Annotated in this window: 18 protein-coding genes and 1 pseudogene; 10 read left to right on the top strand and 9 right to left on the bottom strand. The window is 61.1% G+C overall.

The window, feature by feature from the left end; translation table 11 throughout:
• The 3 genes and pseudogenes from NKH93_RS29010 to NKH93_RS29000 form a co-directional block, all read left to right on the top strand.
• A pseudogene (locus NKH93_RS29010) lies at positions 1 to 197 on the top strand (hypothetical protein); the annotation flags it as partial.
• A 275-nt stretch (positions 198 to 472) separates the two neighbouring features.
• Positions 473 to 1015, top strand: coding sequence for a hypothetical protein (locus NKH93_RS29005; protein WP_352642088.1), 543 nt, complete (start codon positions 473 to 475; stop codon positions 1013 to 1015).
• A 334-nt stretch (positions 1016 to 1349) separates the two neighbouring features.
• Positions 1350 to 1628 carry a copper resistance protein CopC gene (locus tag NKH93_RS29000; protein ID WP_352642086.1) on the top strand — a complete coding sequence of 93 codons (279 nt, stop codon included), beginning with the start codon at positions 1350 to 1352 and terminating at the stop codon, positions 1626 to 1628.
• Between the two features lie 417 nt (positions 1629 to 2045).
• Here NKH93_RS29000 and NKH93_RS28995 read toward each other — a convergent pair whose 3' ends face one another.
• Entirely contained in the window at positions 2046 to 2186 is a 141-nt protein-coding gene (locus tag NKH93_RS28995; RefSeq protein ID WP_352642085.1) for a hypothetical protein, read from the bottom strand.
• Between the two features lie 419 nt (positions 2187 to 2605).
• Here NKH93_RS28995 and NKH93_RS28990 point away from each other — a divergent pair, with 419 nt between their 5' ends.
• Entirely contained in the window at positions 2606 to 3235 is a 630-nt protein-coding gene (locus NKH93_RS28990) for a DUF1007 family protein (protein ID WP_352642106.1), read from the top strand.
• Positions 3228 to 3968, top strand: coding sequence for a HoxN/HupN/NixA family nickel/cobalt transporter (locus tag NKH93_RS28985; RefSeq protein WP_502896513.1), 741 nt, complete (start codon positions 3228 to 3230; stop codon positions 3966 to 3968). The genes NKH93_RS28990 and NKH93_RS28985 overlap by 8 nt, the downstream gene beginning before the upstream one ends.
• A 164-nt stretch (positions 3969 to 4132) precedes the next feature.
• On the opposite strand, the gene NKH93_RS28980 is transcribed toward NKH93_RS28985, so the two are convergent.
• From NKH93_RS28980 to NKH93_RS28970, 3 genes are all read right to left on the bottom strand, one after another.
• Positions 4133 to 4921, bottom strand: coding sequence for a hypothetical protein (locus tag NKH93_RS28980; RefSeq protein WP_352642083.1), 789 nt, complete (start codon positions 4919 to 4921; stop codon positions 4133 to 4135).
• Positions 4922 to 4932: 11 nt separating this feature from the next.
• The gene (locus NKH93_RS28975; RefSeq protein WP_352974087.1) at positions 4933 to 5589 is read right to left on the bottom strand and encodes a HupE/UreJ family protein; all 657 of its coding nucleotides are present in this window, start codon (positions 5587 to 5589) and stop codon (positions 4933 to 4935) included.
• Positions 5590 to 5718: 129 nt separating this feature from the next.
• On the bottom strand, positions 5719 to 6102 hold the full coding sequence (locus tag NKH93_RS28970) for a hypothetical protein (protein ID WP_352974085.1): 384 nt from the start codon (positions 6100 to 6102) through the stop codon (positions 5719 to 5721).
• Between the two features lie 104 nt (positions 6103 to 6206).
• Between NKH93_RS28970 and NKH93_RS28965 the strand changes: the two genes are divergently transcribed.
• The 4 genes from NKH93_RS28965 to NKH93_RS28950 are packed head-to-tail and all read left to right on the top strand — an operon-like array spanning position 6207 to position 9667.
• Positions 6207 to 6488, top strand: coding sequence for a metal-sensing transcriptional repressor (locus tag NKH93_RS28965; protein ID WP_352974083.1), 282 nt, complete (start codon positions 6207 to 6209; stop codon positions 6486 to 6488).
• Positions 6489 to 6496: 8 nt separating this feature from the next.
• The gene (locus NKH93_RS28960) at positions 6497 to 7834 is read left to right on the top strand and encodes a cation diffusion facilitator family transporter (RefSeq protein ID WP_352974080.1); all 1338 of its coding nucleotides are present in this window, start codon (positions 6497 to 6499) and stop codon (positions 7832 to 7834) included.
• Between the two features lie 60 nt (positions 7835 to 7894).
• A complete protein-coding gene (locus NKH93_RS28955; protein WP_352974076.1) occupies positions 7895 to 9217 on the top strand; it encodes an MFS transporter in 1323 nt (440 codons plus the stop codon).
• A gap of 9 nt (positions 9218 to 9226) precedes the next feature.
• Positions 9227 to 9667, top strand: a complete 441-nt coding sequence (locus tag NKH93_RS28950) for a YqaA family protein (RefSeq protein WP_352642075.1) — start codon at positions 9227 to 9229, stop codon at positions 9665 to 9667.
• Positions 9668 to 9745: 78 nt separating this feature from the next.
• On the opposite strand, the gene NKH93_RS28945 is transcribed toward NKH93_RS28950, so the two are convergent.
• The 5 genes from NKH93_RS28945 to NKH93_RS28925 form a co-directional block, all read right to left on the bottom strand.
• A complete protein-coding gene (locus NKH93_RS28945) occupies positions 9746 to 10390 on the bottom strand; it encodes a hypothetical protein (RefSeq protein WP_352974073.1) in 645 nt (214 codons plus the stop codon).
• 463 nt (positions 10391 to 10853) lie between these two features.
• Positions 10854 to 11768: an ABC transporter permease subunit gene (locus tag NKH93_RS28940; protein WP_352974069.1), complete on the bottom strand. Its 915-nt coding sequence runs from the start codon at positions 11766 to 11768 to the stop codon at positions 10854 to 10856.
• Positions 11755 to 12339 carry an ATP-binding cassette domain-containing protein gene (locus tag NKH93_RS28935; protein WP_352974059.1) on the bottom strand — a complete coding sequence of 195 codons (585 nt, stop codon included), beginning with the start codon at positions 12337 to 12339 and terminating at the stop codon, positions 11755 to 11757. Before NKH93_RS28935 ends, NKH93_RS28940 begins: the two co-directional genes overlap by 14 nt.
• Positions 12340 to 12401: 62 nt before the next feature.
• Positions 12402 to 13274, bottom strand: coding sequence for a DUF1259 domain-containing protein (locus NKH93_RS28930; RefSeq protein WP_352974053.1), 873 nt, complete (start codon positions 13272 to 13274; stop codon positions 12402 to 12404).
• Between the two features lie 64 nt (positions 13275 to 13338).
• Positions 13339 to 13809: a chromate resistance protein ChrB domain-containing protein gene (locus tag NKH93_RS28925; RefSeq protein WP_023680167.1), complete on the bottom strand. Its 471-nt coding sequence runs from the start codon at positions 13807 to 13809 to the stop codon at positions 13339 to 13341.
• A gap of 125 nt (positions 13810 to 13934) precedes the next feature.
• Between NKH93_RS28925 and NKH93_RS28920 the strand changes: the two genes are divergently transcribed.
• Complete coding sequence (locus NKH93_RS28920; RefSeq protein ID WP_352974050.1) at positions 13935 to 14912, top strand: chromate resistance protein ChrB domain-containing protein; 978 nt, start codon at positions 13935 to 13937, stop codon at positions 14910 to 14912.
• The last annotated feature ends 3 nt before the right edge of the window (positions 14913 to 14915 follow it).

The raw sequence follows: 14915 nt of genomic DNA, 5'->3' as shown, positions 1-14915 counted from the left end.
CCTTTCTCATCGTCATTCACAAGCTCGAATACTTTGTAAACGCCAAGATCATCGGTTCGCGGATCAATGCGCGTGCCTGGGAGCTACTTCTGGCGATGCTTTTCATGGAAGCCTGGTTCGGTATGCCGGGTCTTGTCGCCGCGCCGATCTATTATGCCTACCTGAAGGCTGAACTGACGATGCGCGGGCTAATCTAGGGTTAGGGCAGGTGGCGATTTGACGACGCAAGCAAGGTTGCTGGGAAACCGCGCAAAATTTGGCCACTCGCTGAACAGCACCATCTTGGTTAGTGAACCCTCAGGAGTTTCGTGACCGATTTGAAGGTTTAATAGCACGCCCCCTGCAAAGACATTAGACAAACGTAAATTGTCCGGAGGCATGTAATCTGCTACTGTTTGATCACCGACAAACGGCTCTGGAAAGCCGTGCGTCGGACATCATGCACAAGATCAACTCAAACCGGAGAACGGCCATGAAACGGCTTCTGACGGTCGCTGCCCTTTTGGCGGCAGGCAGTTTGGTTACGATGCAAGGCGCAACCGCCGACGACGCTGCGATGATCAAGAGCGCTGAATCTGCTGCACCCCCTGCCGTGGCAAGCGGCGCTGCGGTCTACGCCGCGGATGAAAAGGGCGCCATGCGCACCCTGCGCGAGGGCAAGAACGGCTTCTGGTGCATGCCCGACAGCCCGTCCACGCCCGGCCCGGACCCAATGTGCGGCGATGCCAACGCGATGGAATGGGCGATGGCATGGATGGAAAAGAAGGAACCGCCCAAGGGCAAGGTCGGCTTCATGTACATGCTGTCCGGCGGTACCGATGGCAGCAACACCGATCCCTATGCGACGAAGCCCGAGGAAGGCAACAATTGGATAGAGACCGGCCCGCATGTGATGATCGTCAACGCAATGGACATGATGCAGGGCTATCCGACGGACCCCAAGCCTGACACATCCAAGCCCTATGTGATGTGGCCGGGCACTCCATACGCACATCTCATGATCCCGGTTAAGTAGCTGAAACGGAGTCGCGCGGGCGCAAACGCTTGTTTGGCCCGCGCTTGTCCTGATAATTACAAACGCTTGCGGCGTCCGTGACCTTCAATCGAGAGTCTCGGCGGTCGGTAACGTGTTGGCCTGATCTCCCATCACTTTTCCGGCAAATGGAAAATTTCGTGACAGCTCGAATAGTCGCGGCCCTGCAACACCAACAAATTCGTATACTCGTCAGAAAGTGCATAGTCTTTGATGAACGTCGGGAGGAGTTCGCGTTGAACCGAACTATCCGAATGATCGCAACAGTTGCGCTGTGGAGCGTGCCATTATCCGGCCAGGCGCTGCGCAGGCTCAATTGGTCCAGGCTACTCCAGAGATCAATAGCACCATTGCCGCTCCGCCCACTGAGATTCGACTGCGCTTTAGCGAACCCATTGAGGCTCGATTCTCGGGCATCGATCTGTCGGGGCCGGATGATGCGAAGATCACCACGGAGATCGCGGTGCAGGATGAGGACATGGTGTCACCTGTATCAAGGTCCCTTGCGCCGGGTGTTTATCAAGTTGATTGGCACGCGCTGTCAGCAGACGGGCACAAGGTGAAGGGCAATTTCAAATTTGAAGTCAGACCGTAGAAATGGACGTTGATGGCACTCTGGCCTTCGCCCGGTGGGTCTACTTCCTCTCAGTGATGATTCTATTCGGGTCGGCACTCTTCCCTTTCTATGCGCTAGACAGAACCGCGGCTCCCGCGCTTGCGGCGTTCGCTGCTATATGCCTGAGATCGCCGCTGGTGCGTGCCGATAATGTCGATCTGGCGTTGGAAGCTTTTCACGGTATTTGTCTTGCCCATGGACCTTCGAACGAACCGTCGCTGCGGCCAGGAGACGCGGATGGACTCCGTTGTCCGGCGACGCAGCACTTGCCCCCGTCGGTGACGTAGACGCCTTCCAGGGCCGGGAGGCGACCGGTGACGACCTCCCGGCCAAAACCATGATCGCGGTGACAAAAGCCACTTGAATGGCAAGTCCGTGCAAACTTGCTCCATAAAGCTATTCGATGTCGACCGCGCGGCATTCGAGGAGCGTTTCTTCGCCCGGACCGATGCCGAAAAAATCGGCGAGGACAGAAACGGAACGCAAGTTTCCAAACTCTACATATTGACAGCCGGCAATCGCAAGCAGCTTGTCCATTTGACGTTCCGGAGGTCCCGGACCACGTCGAACACCATCATTGCAAGCTCGATCGCTGATGACTAGGGCAGATCAGCTGGTGTTATCTGCACGGGGCGCGGGGCTCTTTGCGTTTGCAAGGAACTGGCGGTAGGAAGCATTCCTCGACATCGATCTGGAGCAGCAAATTGAGCGATCGGCAAAAGATCATCTGGATGATAGTGCTCGCAATCCTTGCTGGTATCGCGGTGATCATGCTCAAACATTGGCTGAAGGGCGACCTTGGGTAGCTGCGTCCTTATATGAAGCAACACAGCCCTGATCGATCAAGGTTGGTACAGGCTTTGGCCCGTCCCATTTCGGCCTGCTTGCAATGGCAGGTGTCCTGCCTGATGCCGAATCGACGAGCGAAATGTGAGCGAAAAATGCAACTGACAGGCATGGTATCAGGCGCGGCGCTGTTGCTCGCTTCCGCCGCGGCAGCGAACGCCCATCCGCATGTGTTTGCCGAAGCGACGCTGGACCTGACCGTCGGTCCAGACAGAACGCTCAAGTCGCTTCGGCATCTCTGGCGTTTCGACGACCTCTTTTCCAGCACCGTGCTGATGGAATTCGACAAGAATTCCGACCTTGTCCTTGATGCGAAGGAACTCGATGAAGTCGCTCTCACCGTCCATGCGTCGCTGGCCGAGTACAACTACTTTCAGATGGTAACCTTGAACGGCAAGGACGTGACGATGGCGCCGCCGCCGAAGTTCAGCGTCAGCTATGAAAGCGATCAACTCGTCGTCCAGTTCGAAACGCAGCCGAAGGACCCGTTGGCCCTTGCTGGAAAAGTCAGCATCGGCGTATACGACCCGACCTTCTACACGGCGATCGATTTTACCGACGACGAAAAGATTGCTGTGACTGGCCTGCCTGAAGGCTGCTCACGCGCCGTCGTGCGTCCAGATCCGGACACGGCCATCGCGCAGAACCAGAAGAGCCTGACAGACGCGTTCTTCAGTGACCCGACGGGGACCGATCTCGGCAAGATTTTCGCGACGCGTCTTGAGTTGACGTGTGGTTGAGGCGGGCGGCTCGATCGTGTTTTTCCAGACCCTTGTTGAATTCCAACGCACAATCTACTTGGCACTGGCCGAGCAGATCAAACTGCTTGCGGCCGGCGGCGGTTGGCTGGCGTTCACGGCCTTTCTGCCAATGGGCGTTCTGTTCGGTGCGGCGCATGCGCTGACGCCGGGCCATAGCAAGGCTGTCCTGGCCACCTATCTGGCAGGATCGGATGCCAGCGTCCGGCGTGGGCTTCTGGTGTCGCTGACACTCTCCTTCACGCATGTAACGATTGCCGTGCTGATCGCGGCGCTCTCGTTGCCGTTGGTATCGATTGCCCTGAGCAGTGTTGGCCGCGCCCCGCTGCTGGAAGACGTCAGTCGGGGCCTGCTTGGCCTGATCGGCATCTGGATGCTCTGGCGCGCATTGAGCCACGGCCATCACCACAAGCATGAGGGCGAGGCCGTCGGCGTCATGGCCGGCCTGATCCCATGCCCGCTGACGCTTTTCGTGATGACCTTCGCAATGTCCAGAGGCGTTCCGCTCGCCGGCATTCTTTTCGCAATCACCATGATGGCCGGCGTGGCGCTTACGCTGTCTTGCGTTGCGGTGCTGTCGATCCTGTTTCGTGAACGTCTGGTGCATTTTTTCGATAGCCGGCCACGCCTGTTCGATGCCATTTCCCGAGCCATTGAGGGCGCTGCCGGCTTGGCGCTTGCCGGCGTAGCCGTTTGGCAGATCACGTCAGGCTGAAATGCCGTGAACCAGATCGAGCGGTGGATCAAGACCCGTTTACCTGGAGGTCAGCCGTGTCTTCGTCGCGGCGCAAAGCTTCGACGCGCATCTGCGCTCGTCGGTGGAACAGACGGATAGGTGACGCCCGACGCTCGAAGTGGCGCCGGGCGACCCTGTATGCGCTAGATCATACGCTTGATGTCGATGTAGTCGCCTTCAGTCTGGATCGTCAGGGTCACGTCGCTGCCACCGCGATTCCGCCAGAACCAACCATGATTTCCATCGAAGGCGGCTTCAATGGCACCTTCGTCAGCTGGAACGCTGCGACCCTTTTCGTAGCTTACGGACTGACCGCCGCCATCGCCGTGCGTCTCGAAGTTCACCACGCCACCGTCAGCTGTCCAGGAAAAGTTTGCCTTGGCGCCCTGCCGCATCACGAGCTTGACTTCGGCACCTTGGCCTGGCGCCAACGTGAAGGATAGCTCGTCTTGCCTTCCATCTGGCCGGATCGGGGTTTCCGAGGCTGCTTCGGTGGCAGGCGCTGCAGCAATGGCCGGAGCCTCGGCAGGAGCGATCTCTCCAACTGTCACATTGTCTTGGGATACGGCCTCCCCAGTTGGCGACGGCTGCAAAGCAGGCCGTTCGGCGGTCAGGGCGACGAGGAGGTTTTCAATTCGGTCCATGCGCGCCATCAACTCGGCTGGAGGGACCATTTGCGTCATCCGCTCGGTTGGTGCCTTCGCGCTGGCCATTTCGTCCGCTGCCGCCTCGGCTGCCAGCTGTGTCTTGATTTCGCCCATTCTGGTGAGGCCGAGCAATCTGCCTGCTCCGGTCGGGTCGATCGCATACTCGGACGGCATGACGACCGTGATGAGCAAGGCGAACGCCGTCAGCGCGGCAATGAAGGTGGAGCGCTTGAGCTGCGCTGACGTCGGCAAATCGGCGCGGCTGGGAAGGTCGGTGTTGTACATGATTCGGTTCCTTATGCGGCGACGAACAGGCCGGTGAGCTGATATCCGATCAGCAGGAAACCAGCCGTCATCATGATGACGTTTGCGGTATAGGCGTTGCGCCAGAAGCTTCGTGTCCGGCGCCAGTAGCCCATCACGATCAGGATGGCGCCAAGAGCCAAGAGCTGCCCGATCTCGACACCGACATTGAAGGCGAAAAGATTGGGTACCAGGCCGTCCGGCGAGATGTTGTATTCGATGATCTTCGTCGACAGGCCGAAACCATGGAAGAAGCCGAAGACCAGCGTCGCGATCTTGGTGTTCGGCTGGAAGCCGAGCCATCGCTGGAAAGCGCCCATATTGTCGAGCGCCTTGTAGACCACGGACAGGCCGATGATCGCGTCGATGATGTAGCTGTTGATGCCGACGTTGAAGTAGACGCCAAGCAGCATGGTCGTCGAGTGGCCGAGCGCAAACAGGCTGACATAGATGCCGATATGCTTCATCCGGTAGAGGAAGAAGATTACCCCGAACAGGAACAGGATGTGGTCGTATCCGGTCACCATGTGCTTGGCTCCGAGATAGATGAAGGGCAACACGTTGATGCCCGAGATTTCCTGGATATAGCCCTTGTCGCCCTCGGCCACGGCGTGGGCGAAGGCAGCCCCGCCCAGGAGCGGCAGGGTCATGAGAGCGATAAGCAGGGGCAGGGCGGGTCGCCAACACGTGCGACGCGAGCCTGTCCGGCCCCGGTCGAAGGGTCCTTGCATAAGATTTCCAATCTTCGTCGTTGAGGGTGACCGCGCGAGCGGCCGCGATCATGCGGCGAGGAATGGTCTCGGCGGTCGCTCAAGCCGGAATGTCGTATCCGGATCGACGAAAGTCAGCGGATAATTCAGCCAGCTCCGTTCGAGCTGCGGAACGGTCGGTGCGAAGTCGGAGGGCGTACTCGCCGTCTCGTGCGAGTGGTCTGCCGCATTGTGCCCGTGAAAATGTCCAAGGCTCTGCTCGCCGGAAACGCCATCATCGTGGGTATGGCCATGATCTTCGATCTGCGCGGCGACTCCGCCGTGACGTTCAACCGCGGTGGCAATCGCGATCGGATCGTGTGAGGTCGAATAGCCGAAAGGACGGAGCACGCCGAACATCATCGCTGAAGCGATGACCAGACAAAAAACTGTGCTGCGGATCCGATTCGACATGAACGGCGATTATTCTCTAAAATCCTAACGAATGGTTTTGGCTACATCAGAATCGAGGCCTCTTTGAGACTTGCATATCCCCTCCAGGAGGATAGTATCAGGATATGAGCGACCAACCCCACACCCACGAAACCCACCCCGATATCGTCAAGCGCCTGAAACGGGCCGGCGGACATCTTAAGGGTGTGATCGACATGATCGAAGCAGGCCGGCCCTGCCTCGATCTCGCCCAGCAGCTTCATGCGGTCGAGAAGGCCATTTCGCAAGCCAAGAAGACCCTGATCCAGGATCATCTCAACCATTGCCTTGAAGACGTTGTCGGGCCCCTAGCGCGCGAGCAGCGCCGCTCGATCGACGAGTTCAAGGACATCACCAAGTACCTGTGAGAAGCGCCATGATGGACAAAGTTCGCGATTGGTTCGGGTTTGGCCCGATGACGCATGGCATGGGCGGCCACGGACATGATCACGGTGATGCCGGCCATGGCCACACCCACGGCGTCATCGATCCGACGATCGCCACGACGACACGCGGCATCTGGGCGATCAAATGGTCGTTCGTCGTTCTGGCCATCACGGCAGCGCTCCAGCTTGTGGTCGTGTTCCTCTCCGGCAGCGTAGCGCTGCTGGCCGACACCATCCACAATGTCGGCGACGCGGTCACGGCCATCCCGCTGTGGATCGCGTTCGTGCTGGCCCGCCGCAAACCGAGCAAGACGTTCACCTACGGGCTGGGCCGCGTCGAGGATCTGGCCGGGATCGTCATCGTTCTCATCATCCTTTTCAGCGCCATCGTCGCTGGCTACGAGGCGATCGACCGCCTGATCAATCCGCGGCCCATCGCATTTCTTGGCTGGGTCGCCATCGCCGGCCTCATTGGCTTCATCGGCAACGAAGCGGTCGCCGTATTCCGGATTCGCGTCGGCCGCGAGATCAGCAGCGCTGCGCTGATCGCGGACGGCTACCATGCCCGCACCGACGGCTTCACCAGCCTGGCGGTCGTGCTGGGCGCCATCGGCGTCTGGCTGGGCTTTCCGCTGGCCGATCCGATCGTCGGACTGCTGATCACCGTGGCGATTTTCGCCATCGTCTGGCAGTCGTCGAAAGCCGTGCTGACGCGCATGCTCGACGGAGTCGAGCCCGGCATCATCGACGAGATCCATCATGCCGCCGAACACGTGTCCGGCATCGAGCGCGTTGAAAGCGTGCAGGCGCGATGGATCGGCCATCGCCTGCATGCCGACGTCGCCATCAGCGTCGCCGACGCGGCAACGGCCAAAGACGTGCTGGGCGTAACCGAAGCCCTCAAGGAGGAGCTGTTCGCCCACTTGCCGGCGTTGGCGGAAGCCAATGTCCGCCTGGTGAGCCCGGCCGGGCCGGCCGTCACTGGCGCAGAAACATTTCATGCTCACCATCATGCGCCGGAGCCCTTCAAGGTCGCCTGCGGTCTGGCTGAAGGGACATTGGAAATCGTCGATACACCGGCTGGCGAGCGGATGCGGCTGACCATCGATCGCCACGCCGATGATTTGACAGCGACGGTGATCATCGACCGACCCGAAGGGCCAGAGACGCTTCGCCTCGAGCCCGCCGCTGACAACCATCATCGGCTTGAGAGCACCGTCGCCCCTGCCGAGCCGCATGAGTTCCAGGCGAGGTTGATCCTGGCCGCGAAGGGTCGCGAGCAGGTGCTGCCGTTCAAGATGGTCGAGCCGGAAGGTCACCATCACTGAGACAGGCAGGCCGTTCGCGCCAGTTCTCGACGAACCGTCATCCGCTGCAAGAAGACAAATATGCTTCAGGTCCTGGCCAATCGCACTTACCGTCATCTCTTCCTGGCCCAGGTCATCGCCCTGATCGGCACCGGCCTTGCCACCGTGGCGCTCGGGCTGCTGGCCTATGATCTTGCCGGCGCCGATGCCGGCGCGGTGCTCGGCACGGCGCTCGCCATCAAGATGATCGCCTATGTCGGCGTGGCGCCTGTCACCGCTGCGTTCGCCGAGCGCCTGCCACGCCGCACCATGCTGGTTTCGCTCGACCTCATCCGGGCTGCGGTCGCGGTGTTCCTGCCCTTCGTTACCGAAGTCTGGCAGATATATCTTCTTATCTTCGTCCTGCAGTCGGCGTCGGCAGGCTTCACTCCGGCCTTCCAGGCCTCGATCCCTGACGTGCTGCCCGAGGAGAAGGACTACACGCGGGCCCTGTCGCTGTCGCGACTGGCCTACGACCTGGAAAGCGTCGTCAGTCCCATGCTGGCGGCGGCGCTGCTTTCCGTCATCAGCTTCCACGGCCTGTTCGCCGGTACGGTTGTCGGCTTCCTGGCGTCCGCGGCGCTGGTGGTCTCCGTGGTGCTCCCCAGCCCGCAAGCCTCGGAGCCGCGCGGCATCTATGAGCGCACGACGCGCGGAATCCGCATCTATCTGGCGACGCCGCGATTGCGCGGGCTGCTGGCCCTTAACGTTGCCGTCGCGGCGGCAAGCGCGATGGTGATCGTCAACACGGTCGTCCTGGTGCAGGCGCAGTTCGGCCTCTCGCAAAGCGACACGGCGCTGGCGCTCGCAGCGTTCGGCGGCGGATCGATGATTGCAGCCCTTGCCCTGCCGCGGCTGCTGGAGAACGTCCCGGACCGGGTTGCGATGCTCTCGGGCGCCGCGATCCTGGTCGCGGGCGTGCTGGTGGGACCGCTCGCCGGCAGCTACTATCTGCTGCTGCCGCTCTGGTTCGTGCTGGGGCTCGGCTATTCGCTGGCGCAGACGCCTTCGGGCCGATTGATCAGACGTTCTGCCGATGCCGTCGACCGGCCCGCTCTGTTTGCGGCCCAATTCGCGCTTTCGCATGCCTGCTGGCTGATCACCTATCCCATTGCCGGCCGCGTCGGTGCGGCGATGGGATTGCCCTTCACCTTCATTCTGCTCGGCGTCATTGGCGCCGCTGCCCTGCTTGCCGCGATCTGGCTCTGGCCGAAACATGATCCCGACGTGCTTGTGCATACGCATGTTGATCTGCCCGAGGACGACCGGCACATCGGCGACGCAGTATGGTCGGAAGCGGGCTATGAGCATTCGCATGGCTATGTCGTCGATGATCGGCACCCGAAATGGCCCACGGCAAGCTGAGAGCTCGAAATGCCTGGCGAGCTCGCCATCTATGGCGGTCTTTTCCTGACCGCGTTTGCCGCGGCGACCATTCTGCCGATGCAATCGGAAGCAGCCCTTGTGGGACTGCTCCTGACAGGAAGCCATGCTCCGGCTCTGCTCATCGCTTTCGCAGGCGCAGGCAATGTGCTCGGCTCCATCGTCAACTGGTGGCTCGGCCGGGGGATCGATCGCTTTCACGACCGCAAATGGTTCCCGGTAAAGCCCTCCGCGTTGACGCGCGCGACGCGATGGTATCAGCGCTATGGACGATGGTCGCTGCTGTTGAGCTGGTTGCCTCTCGTCGGCGATCCGCTGACGGTTGTGGCGGGAGCGCTGCGGGAGCCATTCTGGAGCTTCCTTGCGATCGTCACGATCGCAAAGGTCGGCCGCTACCTCGCGCTGGCGGCGATGACGCTGAGCTGGATTTAGCGCTTGTCGAGACCCGCGCCGGCACGGCGACATTACGCGAGACGGCGCTTTCCTTCGACCACAAGCCAACACGCCCGGTCACCGGCTCAGGCAGCGTGTCCTGCAGGTAGAGCTTGCCGTCGACACAGCCTTCGACTTGGTGCCGGCGATGCGCACCTTCAGGTCGTGCCATTCATGGGTTGAGGTTGGGGTGTTCTTGACCCAGGTCACCGACGAGCGTTTCCCCTTTTCGAACCTCCACAAGACAAGATTGTTCTCCAGAGGGTTGGCGCGAATCGTGAGATAGTCGCCATTGGGCTTAAGGTTGAACAATATCCCTGCACCCTGGTCGATGCGGCCGCTGATGCCTTCGAAGCGGACGCTGATCTCTCCATCGCGGAAATCTGGCGTGCGTTCAAAGACTGCGTAGGGGAAGTATGCATAAGCCTGGACGCGGTCGAGAAACTCGGCGTACCGCTCCCCATAGAGCGCCCGTGCCTTGTCGGCGAGGCCGGCGGAGGTCTGCCCCTCTTTCCATTGGCGGCCATCGACGGCCAACACCTTGTTGTCGCCTTCAGTTTCAATCCGCCAAATGCCCACCACGCCGGGCATAGCCTTCGAATCTGCGCCAACTTCCTCGTCCGAAAAGTTCACGATGCTGCGCTGGCCGGCAGAAGCTGGCAGCAGCAAGGCCACCAGGCCGGCAGCCACGGCGACTGTCACGAGGCTATTTGAGATTTTCACGGCTGATCTCCTTCTGGCTTGAAGCGTATTCGATGGCGGTACCCGGCGGCACCGCCACCAGGCGACCCCGATGAGCAGCGGCAGGCCGCCAAGGAACCAGGGAAGCGCGATCCAGGGCGCGGCGACGAGCGGATAACCTGGATAGTCGTCGGTTCCTGTGACCGGTGCGAGCAGGGGTACGTTTGCGAGCCCGTAGAGGAGCGGCAGAATTTCCTCGGTGCCCGTCGATCGCTGACAGCCGACCGGCCGCCGTAGCTGTACTCCACTTCACCATACGACTCGTCGCTTGCGCTGCCGACAGCGCTCTGCTGGTCGCCTGCAGGACGGATGATAATCCGGGGAATGATCCGCTCGAGCTTCGACAGGATGCTGGTCTGCAAATCCGCATACCGGGGGTCTTCAGGTACCAGGTGAACGGTGATGGTCAGCCGCTTGCTGAGCTGCGCCCGCGCCTGCTCGTCGGCTAGCGAGAAAGAGTTCCGCCGGTCCTCGGTCGAATCCACCGACCATCTGATCTGGGCTGCAGCGACCAGCACAAGGCAGGTCGCCGCGATGCAGACGACCGAACGTGCAACCTTGGTGCGCAGGGCAACGCCCATCGGGAGCCAAATGGTAGCGAGCGCAGCAAAACCAAGATCGCAGCGAGCACCCCGACGACAAGACTGATCGAGAGCAATCCGAGCTCAAACGTGTGCAGCGTTTCGGTGAGCGATAGCCACGACGACCAGCCAAGGAGGTCGGGTTGGCTGGCCGCCGCGAAGTCGATGACCCACGATCCAATCGTGAAACCGAGCGTGACGATCGCGGCGGTTGCCGCGCTCTCGGCAAGCGCGGCTGCGAACAATGCAATGGCGCCGACCAGTAGCCCGTAGAGCAAATGTCCGAGAACAAGATTCAGCGTCTCGGCAACGAACAGGTGTCCGCCCATGAACTCCCAAATCGCGAGCGCAGAGATCGCAGGCACCGCGGCAATGAGCCAAGCTGCGAAGACGGCAACCAGCTTCGCGCCAATCAAGGTCGGCGTTCGATAGGGCAGTTGGATCAGGAGCCGCAAGGCGCCGGACTCGTTTTCGTTGCCGAGCACGCGTATGGCAACAAAGGGAAACAGCAGTGTGACCGCGACGTAGAAACCACCGAACGTCGGGACCAACACGCCGTCAAGCGGTGATAGCGCGCTCGCGAGCCCCGACGCGTCGAGCGCCGTGGCGCTCGCATTGCTGTAGAGCGATACGGCCTGAAAGAAGCTGAAGCCGATGAGAGGGCAGAGTATCAGCAGCATTATCCAGAGCGGCCGGCCGCTCGCCATTTCCCGCAGCTCCTTGGCCAGCAAGGGGCCGAAGGGAGCGCCGAGCGGTACGGCTGCCTCAGGTGAGCGCAAGGAAAACCTCCTCCAACCCACCGGACGAAATTCCCGCACGCGCCCGCAGGTCGCTCAGGGACTCAAAGGGCTCGTCCATCAGCAGCACGGGATGCGGCGTGATCAGGGCAAGCGCCAGCGTCAGTCGACGGGCATACCCCTTGGACAATTCAGACACGCGCTTGATTAACACCGGTGCAAGTCCGACGGCCCCGACTGTCTCCGCGACGTCGAGGTGCGATGTCCGGTAGACATCAGCGAAGAACGCAAGAACATGTTCGACGTACTGGTCGCGCCAGGGCCGCAGGCCGTCGGGAAGGAAGAAGATCGACCTGCGGCGCGATGCAGGCGGCAGAGAGGCGCCGTGCCGGAGAATCGTTCCCGAGTCGGCCGGAAGAAGGCCAGCGATCGCTTCCAACAGCGTAGTCTTGCCGGCGCCGTTCGGCCCGATAAGACCGAGACCTTCGCCGGCCTTCACGTTGAAGGCAACATCCGCCAACGCGGTTTGCTCGCCATAGCGCTTGGTCAACGCACCGACCTGAAGGGCATATCCTCCCTCTTGCCGTGTAACGATTTGCGCCTTGTCAGACATCCGGCTTCGCATCAACATTGGCTGATTCCCTCCCGGCGTGCGATCGCGTGGAGGCCCAATGTTTAGCTCTTCTTGACGGCGACCTTGTCGAGGGCTGCGCGCAGGCCTTTCGCCAGCTTCTGCGCATCGTCGTTCGCCCAGAAATGCATGAAGAAGAGCCGGGGCTGCTCGAGCATGTGGCTATGCAACGCCGTGATCTCGATGCCGTTGTCTTGTATGGCCTTGATAACCGGATTGACCTCCTTGGCGATTAGCACAAAATCACCCGTGATCGCTGCTTTGTCGCCGTCGGTCGATTGGAAGTTGATCGCTATGGCCGTGCCCAAGGCAGCCGGCACGTCCATCCCGTTCTCCTTGACCGGTTCGGCGCGCGGGATACTGAACTGGTAGACGCCGCCATTGGCCTTTCCTTTGTAACCAATAGCCCGGTCGACGGCCGCTGTGTCGAACTCGATCTGCTGCGTGGATGCTTGCGATTGTGACGCACCGGACGCGGCATTCTTCATCGGCGTCTTTGTCAGCGCCAAACCGGAATGAAGCGCTGTGGCGAGCGTGACGGGGTCACCCTGGCCGAAGACGTGCATGTAGAGTGTCATCGGTTCGGCGCGCAACAAGTGGTTGTGCACCGCGGTGGTCTCGATCCCACCTTCTTCAAGCTTCTTCATGACCGGGTTCACCTCGTCCTGGGTCAGAACGATGTCGCCCATGACCATAGTCTGGCTTCCCATGGGTTCGAACGCGACCCAGCCTCCGAGCGCAAAGCCGGGCTGAAGGGCCACGCCGTCGAGCGAAACCTTCAGGTCCGTTCGTGGCAACCCGACCCGGTAGACGCCGCCAGGCATTTCCGTTCCGGCTTTGCCCAGTCTTTGCGCGACTGTCTGCCAATTGGATGCCGCCGATGCCGGTTCCAGCAGCGCCGAGACCGCGATCAGCATCGCGCCGCTCACGAGTTTTGCACGCATGGGAGTTCTCCTTGATCTGCCCCCATCGCCCAGCTTTTCAAGCCACGGCCGGTTTCATGGCAGGTGGCCAACTATGCGTTTCCGCCTTGCGGCGCGAAGCCCAGGCATAGAGCGCGTCGTAGATGACGAAGCCGTGCTTGAGCACTTCCTGGTCGTCGGGCGTCACGTCCCTGAGCCCCATGGAGATCGCAAGCAGCCCCGCCGACTGTGGAGTAAGATCGTGCCGATCCGTGTCGGCGCCGCGAACGATCGAAGCGATCGTCACGATGGCTGGATCGCGCTCGAGGCCGTATTTCGAGACGAAGGTGTCGAAACTGCAGCCGTCGCCGACATGCGTGAATTCGACGCCCGGCACGTCGTACGGTGTGGCGCCCGTTTCCTGGGCAACACGGATCACCTGATCGGGTGGCACGAACAGGAATTCGGACTCCTTGTCGATGAAGCGGGCGATCAGCCAGGGGCAGGCAATGCGGTCGATGACCGGACGTTCGCGGGTAACCCATTTCACGGCCTTGTCTCCCTTGTTTTGGCAACAAGCCCAGGCGGCCCACTGCCATAAGGAGGTCAAGGCTACGCCCGAATATGAAATGATACAAGTGTTGCATTTATTTGTGCACGTGATACGGTTCACTTATGAGTGAGGGGGAAACGACGGAACAGCGCTGGCTGCTCCTTATCCATCGGCTGCCGAGCAAGCCGGCCTATTTCCGGGTGAAGATCTGGCGGCGGCTGCAAGGCATCGGCGCGGTCGCGGTAAAAAGCACCGTCTATGCACTGCCGGCCAATGCCGAGACGCAGGAGGATTTCGAGTGGCTCCTGAAGGAGATCGTCGCGGGTGGTGGCGAGGCGATGGTGTGCGAGGCGCGTCTCGTCGACGGATTGTCGGATGCCGAGGTCCAAGCGCTCTTCGATGCGGCGCGTGATGCCGACTATGCGGAGATCGCCAAGGAAGCGCGTGGTCTCGCCGCCGAGATCGGCGCGAACGCCACGCCGGAAAAGCGTGCGGAGACACGGTCGCAGCTCGGCCGAATACGCAAGCGGCTCGCCGAGGTGGACACGATCGACTTCTTCGGCGCCACGGGTCGCCTCGCGGTCGAGGGTTTGCTCGCCGAGCTCGAGACGCATCTCGTGGAGGACCAGCCCATGACCGAGGAGTCAAAGGCGACTGAGCCGATTACTGACCTCAAGGGCCGGATCTGGGTGACACGCCGCGACGTGCACGTCGACCGGATGGCCTGCAGCTGGCTAATCCGCCGCTTCATTGATCCAGACGCCGTCATCCGCTTCGTCCCGGGCAAGAGCTATGCGGCAAAGCCGGGAGAGCTGCGCTTTGATATGTTTGACGGTGAGATCACCCATGAGGGCGACCGCTGCAGCTTCGAGGTGCTGCTCGCCCGGGCCGGGCTTGACGACCCGGCGCTGCAGGCCATCGCCGAGATCGTCCATGATATTGACCTCAAGGACGGCAAGTTCGGGCGCGACGAGACGACGGGCATTGCCAGCCTAATCGCGGGCATCGCCATAACGAATAAGGGCGACGAGCAGCGGATCGGGCAGGGCGGCCCGGTCTTCGACAATCTCTACCAGTATTTCCGCCAGAAGCGCGGGTGAGGG

The organism is Mesorhizobium sp. M0954 (genome assembly GCF_040319155.1).
GTDB lineage: Bacteria > Pseudomonadota > Alphaproteobacteria > Rhizobiales > Rhizobiaceae > Mesorhizobium.
This window is presented reverse-complemented; position numbering and strand designations above follow the sequence as displayed.

Coding starts and splice junctions, on each gene's coding strand:
- NKH93_RS28970 (WP_352974085.1), bottom strand. CDS start 6,102: ATGTCGAATCGGATCCGCAGCACAGTTTTTTGTCTGGTCATCGCTTCA.
- NKH93_RS28965 (WP_352974083.1), top strand. CDS start 6,207: ATGAGCGACCAACCCCACACCCACGAAACCCACCCCGATATCGTCAAG.
- NKH93_RS28950 (WP_352642075.1), top strand. CDS start 9,227: ATGCCTGGCGAGCTCGCCATCTATGGCGGTCTTTTCCTGACCGCGTTT.
- NKH93_RS28975 (WP_352974087.1), bottom strand. CDS start 5,589: ATGACCCTGCCGCTCCTGGGCGGGGCTGCCTTCGCCCACGCCGTGGCC.
- NKH93_RS28920 (WP_352974050.1), top strand. CDS start 13,935: ATGAGTGAGGGGGAAACGACGGAACAGCGCTGGCTGCTCCTTATCCAT.
- NKH93_RS28935 (WP_352974059.1), bottom strand. CDS start 12,339: ATGTCTGACAAGGCGCAAATCGTTACACGGCAAGAGGGAGGATATGCC.
- NKH93_RS28960 (WP_352974080.1), top strand. CDS start 6,497: ATGATGGACAAAGTTCGCGATTGGTTCGGGTTTGGCCCGATGACGCAT.
- NKH93_RS28955 (WP_352974076.1), top strand. CDS start 7,895: ATGCTTCAGGTCCTGGCCAATCGCACTTACCGTCATCTCTTCCTGGCC.
- NKH93_RS28930 (WP_352974053.1), bottom strand. CDS start 13,274: ATGCTGATCGCGGTCTCGGCGCTGCTGGAACCGGCATCGGCGGCATCC.
- NKH93_RS28980 (WP_352642083.1), bottom strand. CDS start 4,921: ATGTACAACACCGACCTTCCCAGCCGCGCCGATTTGCCGACGTCAGCG.
- NKH93_RS29005 (WP_352642088.1), top strand. CDS start 473: ATGAAACGGCTTCTGACGGTCGCTGCCCTTTTGGCGGCAGGCAGTTTG.
- NKH93_RS28990 (WP_352642106.1), top strand. CDS start 2,606: ATGGTATCAGGCGCGGCGCTGTTGCTCGCTTCCGCCGCGGCAGCGAAC.
- NKH93_RS28995 (WP_352642085.1), bottom strand. CDS start 2,186: ATGGACAAGCTGCTTGCGATTGCCGGCTGTCAATATGTAGAGTTTGGA.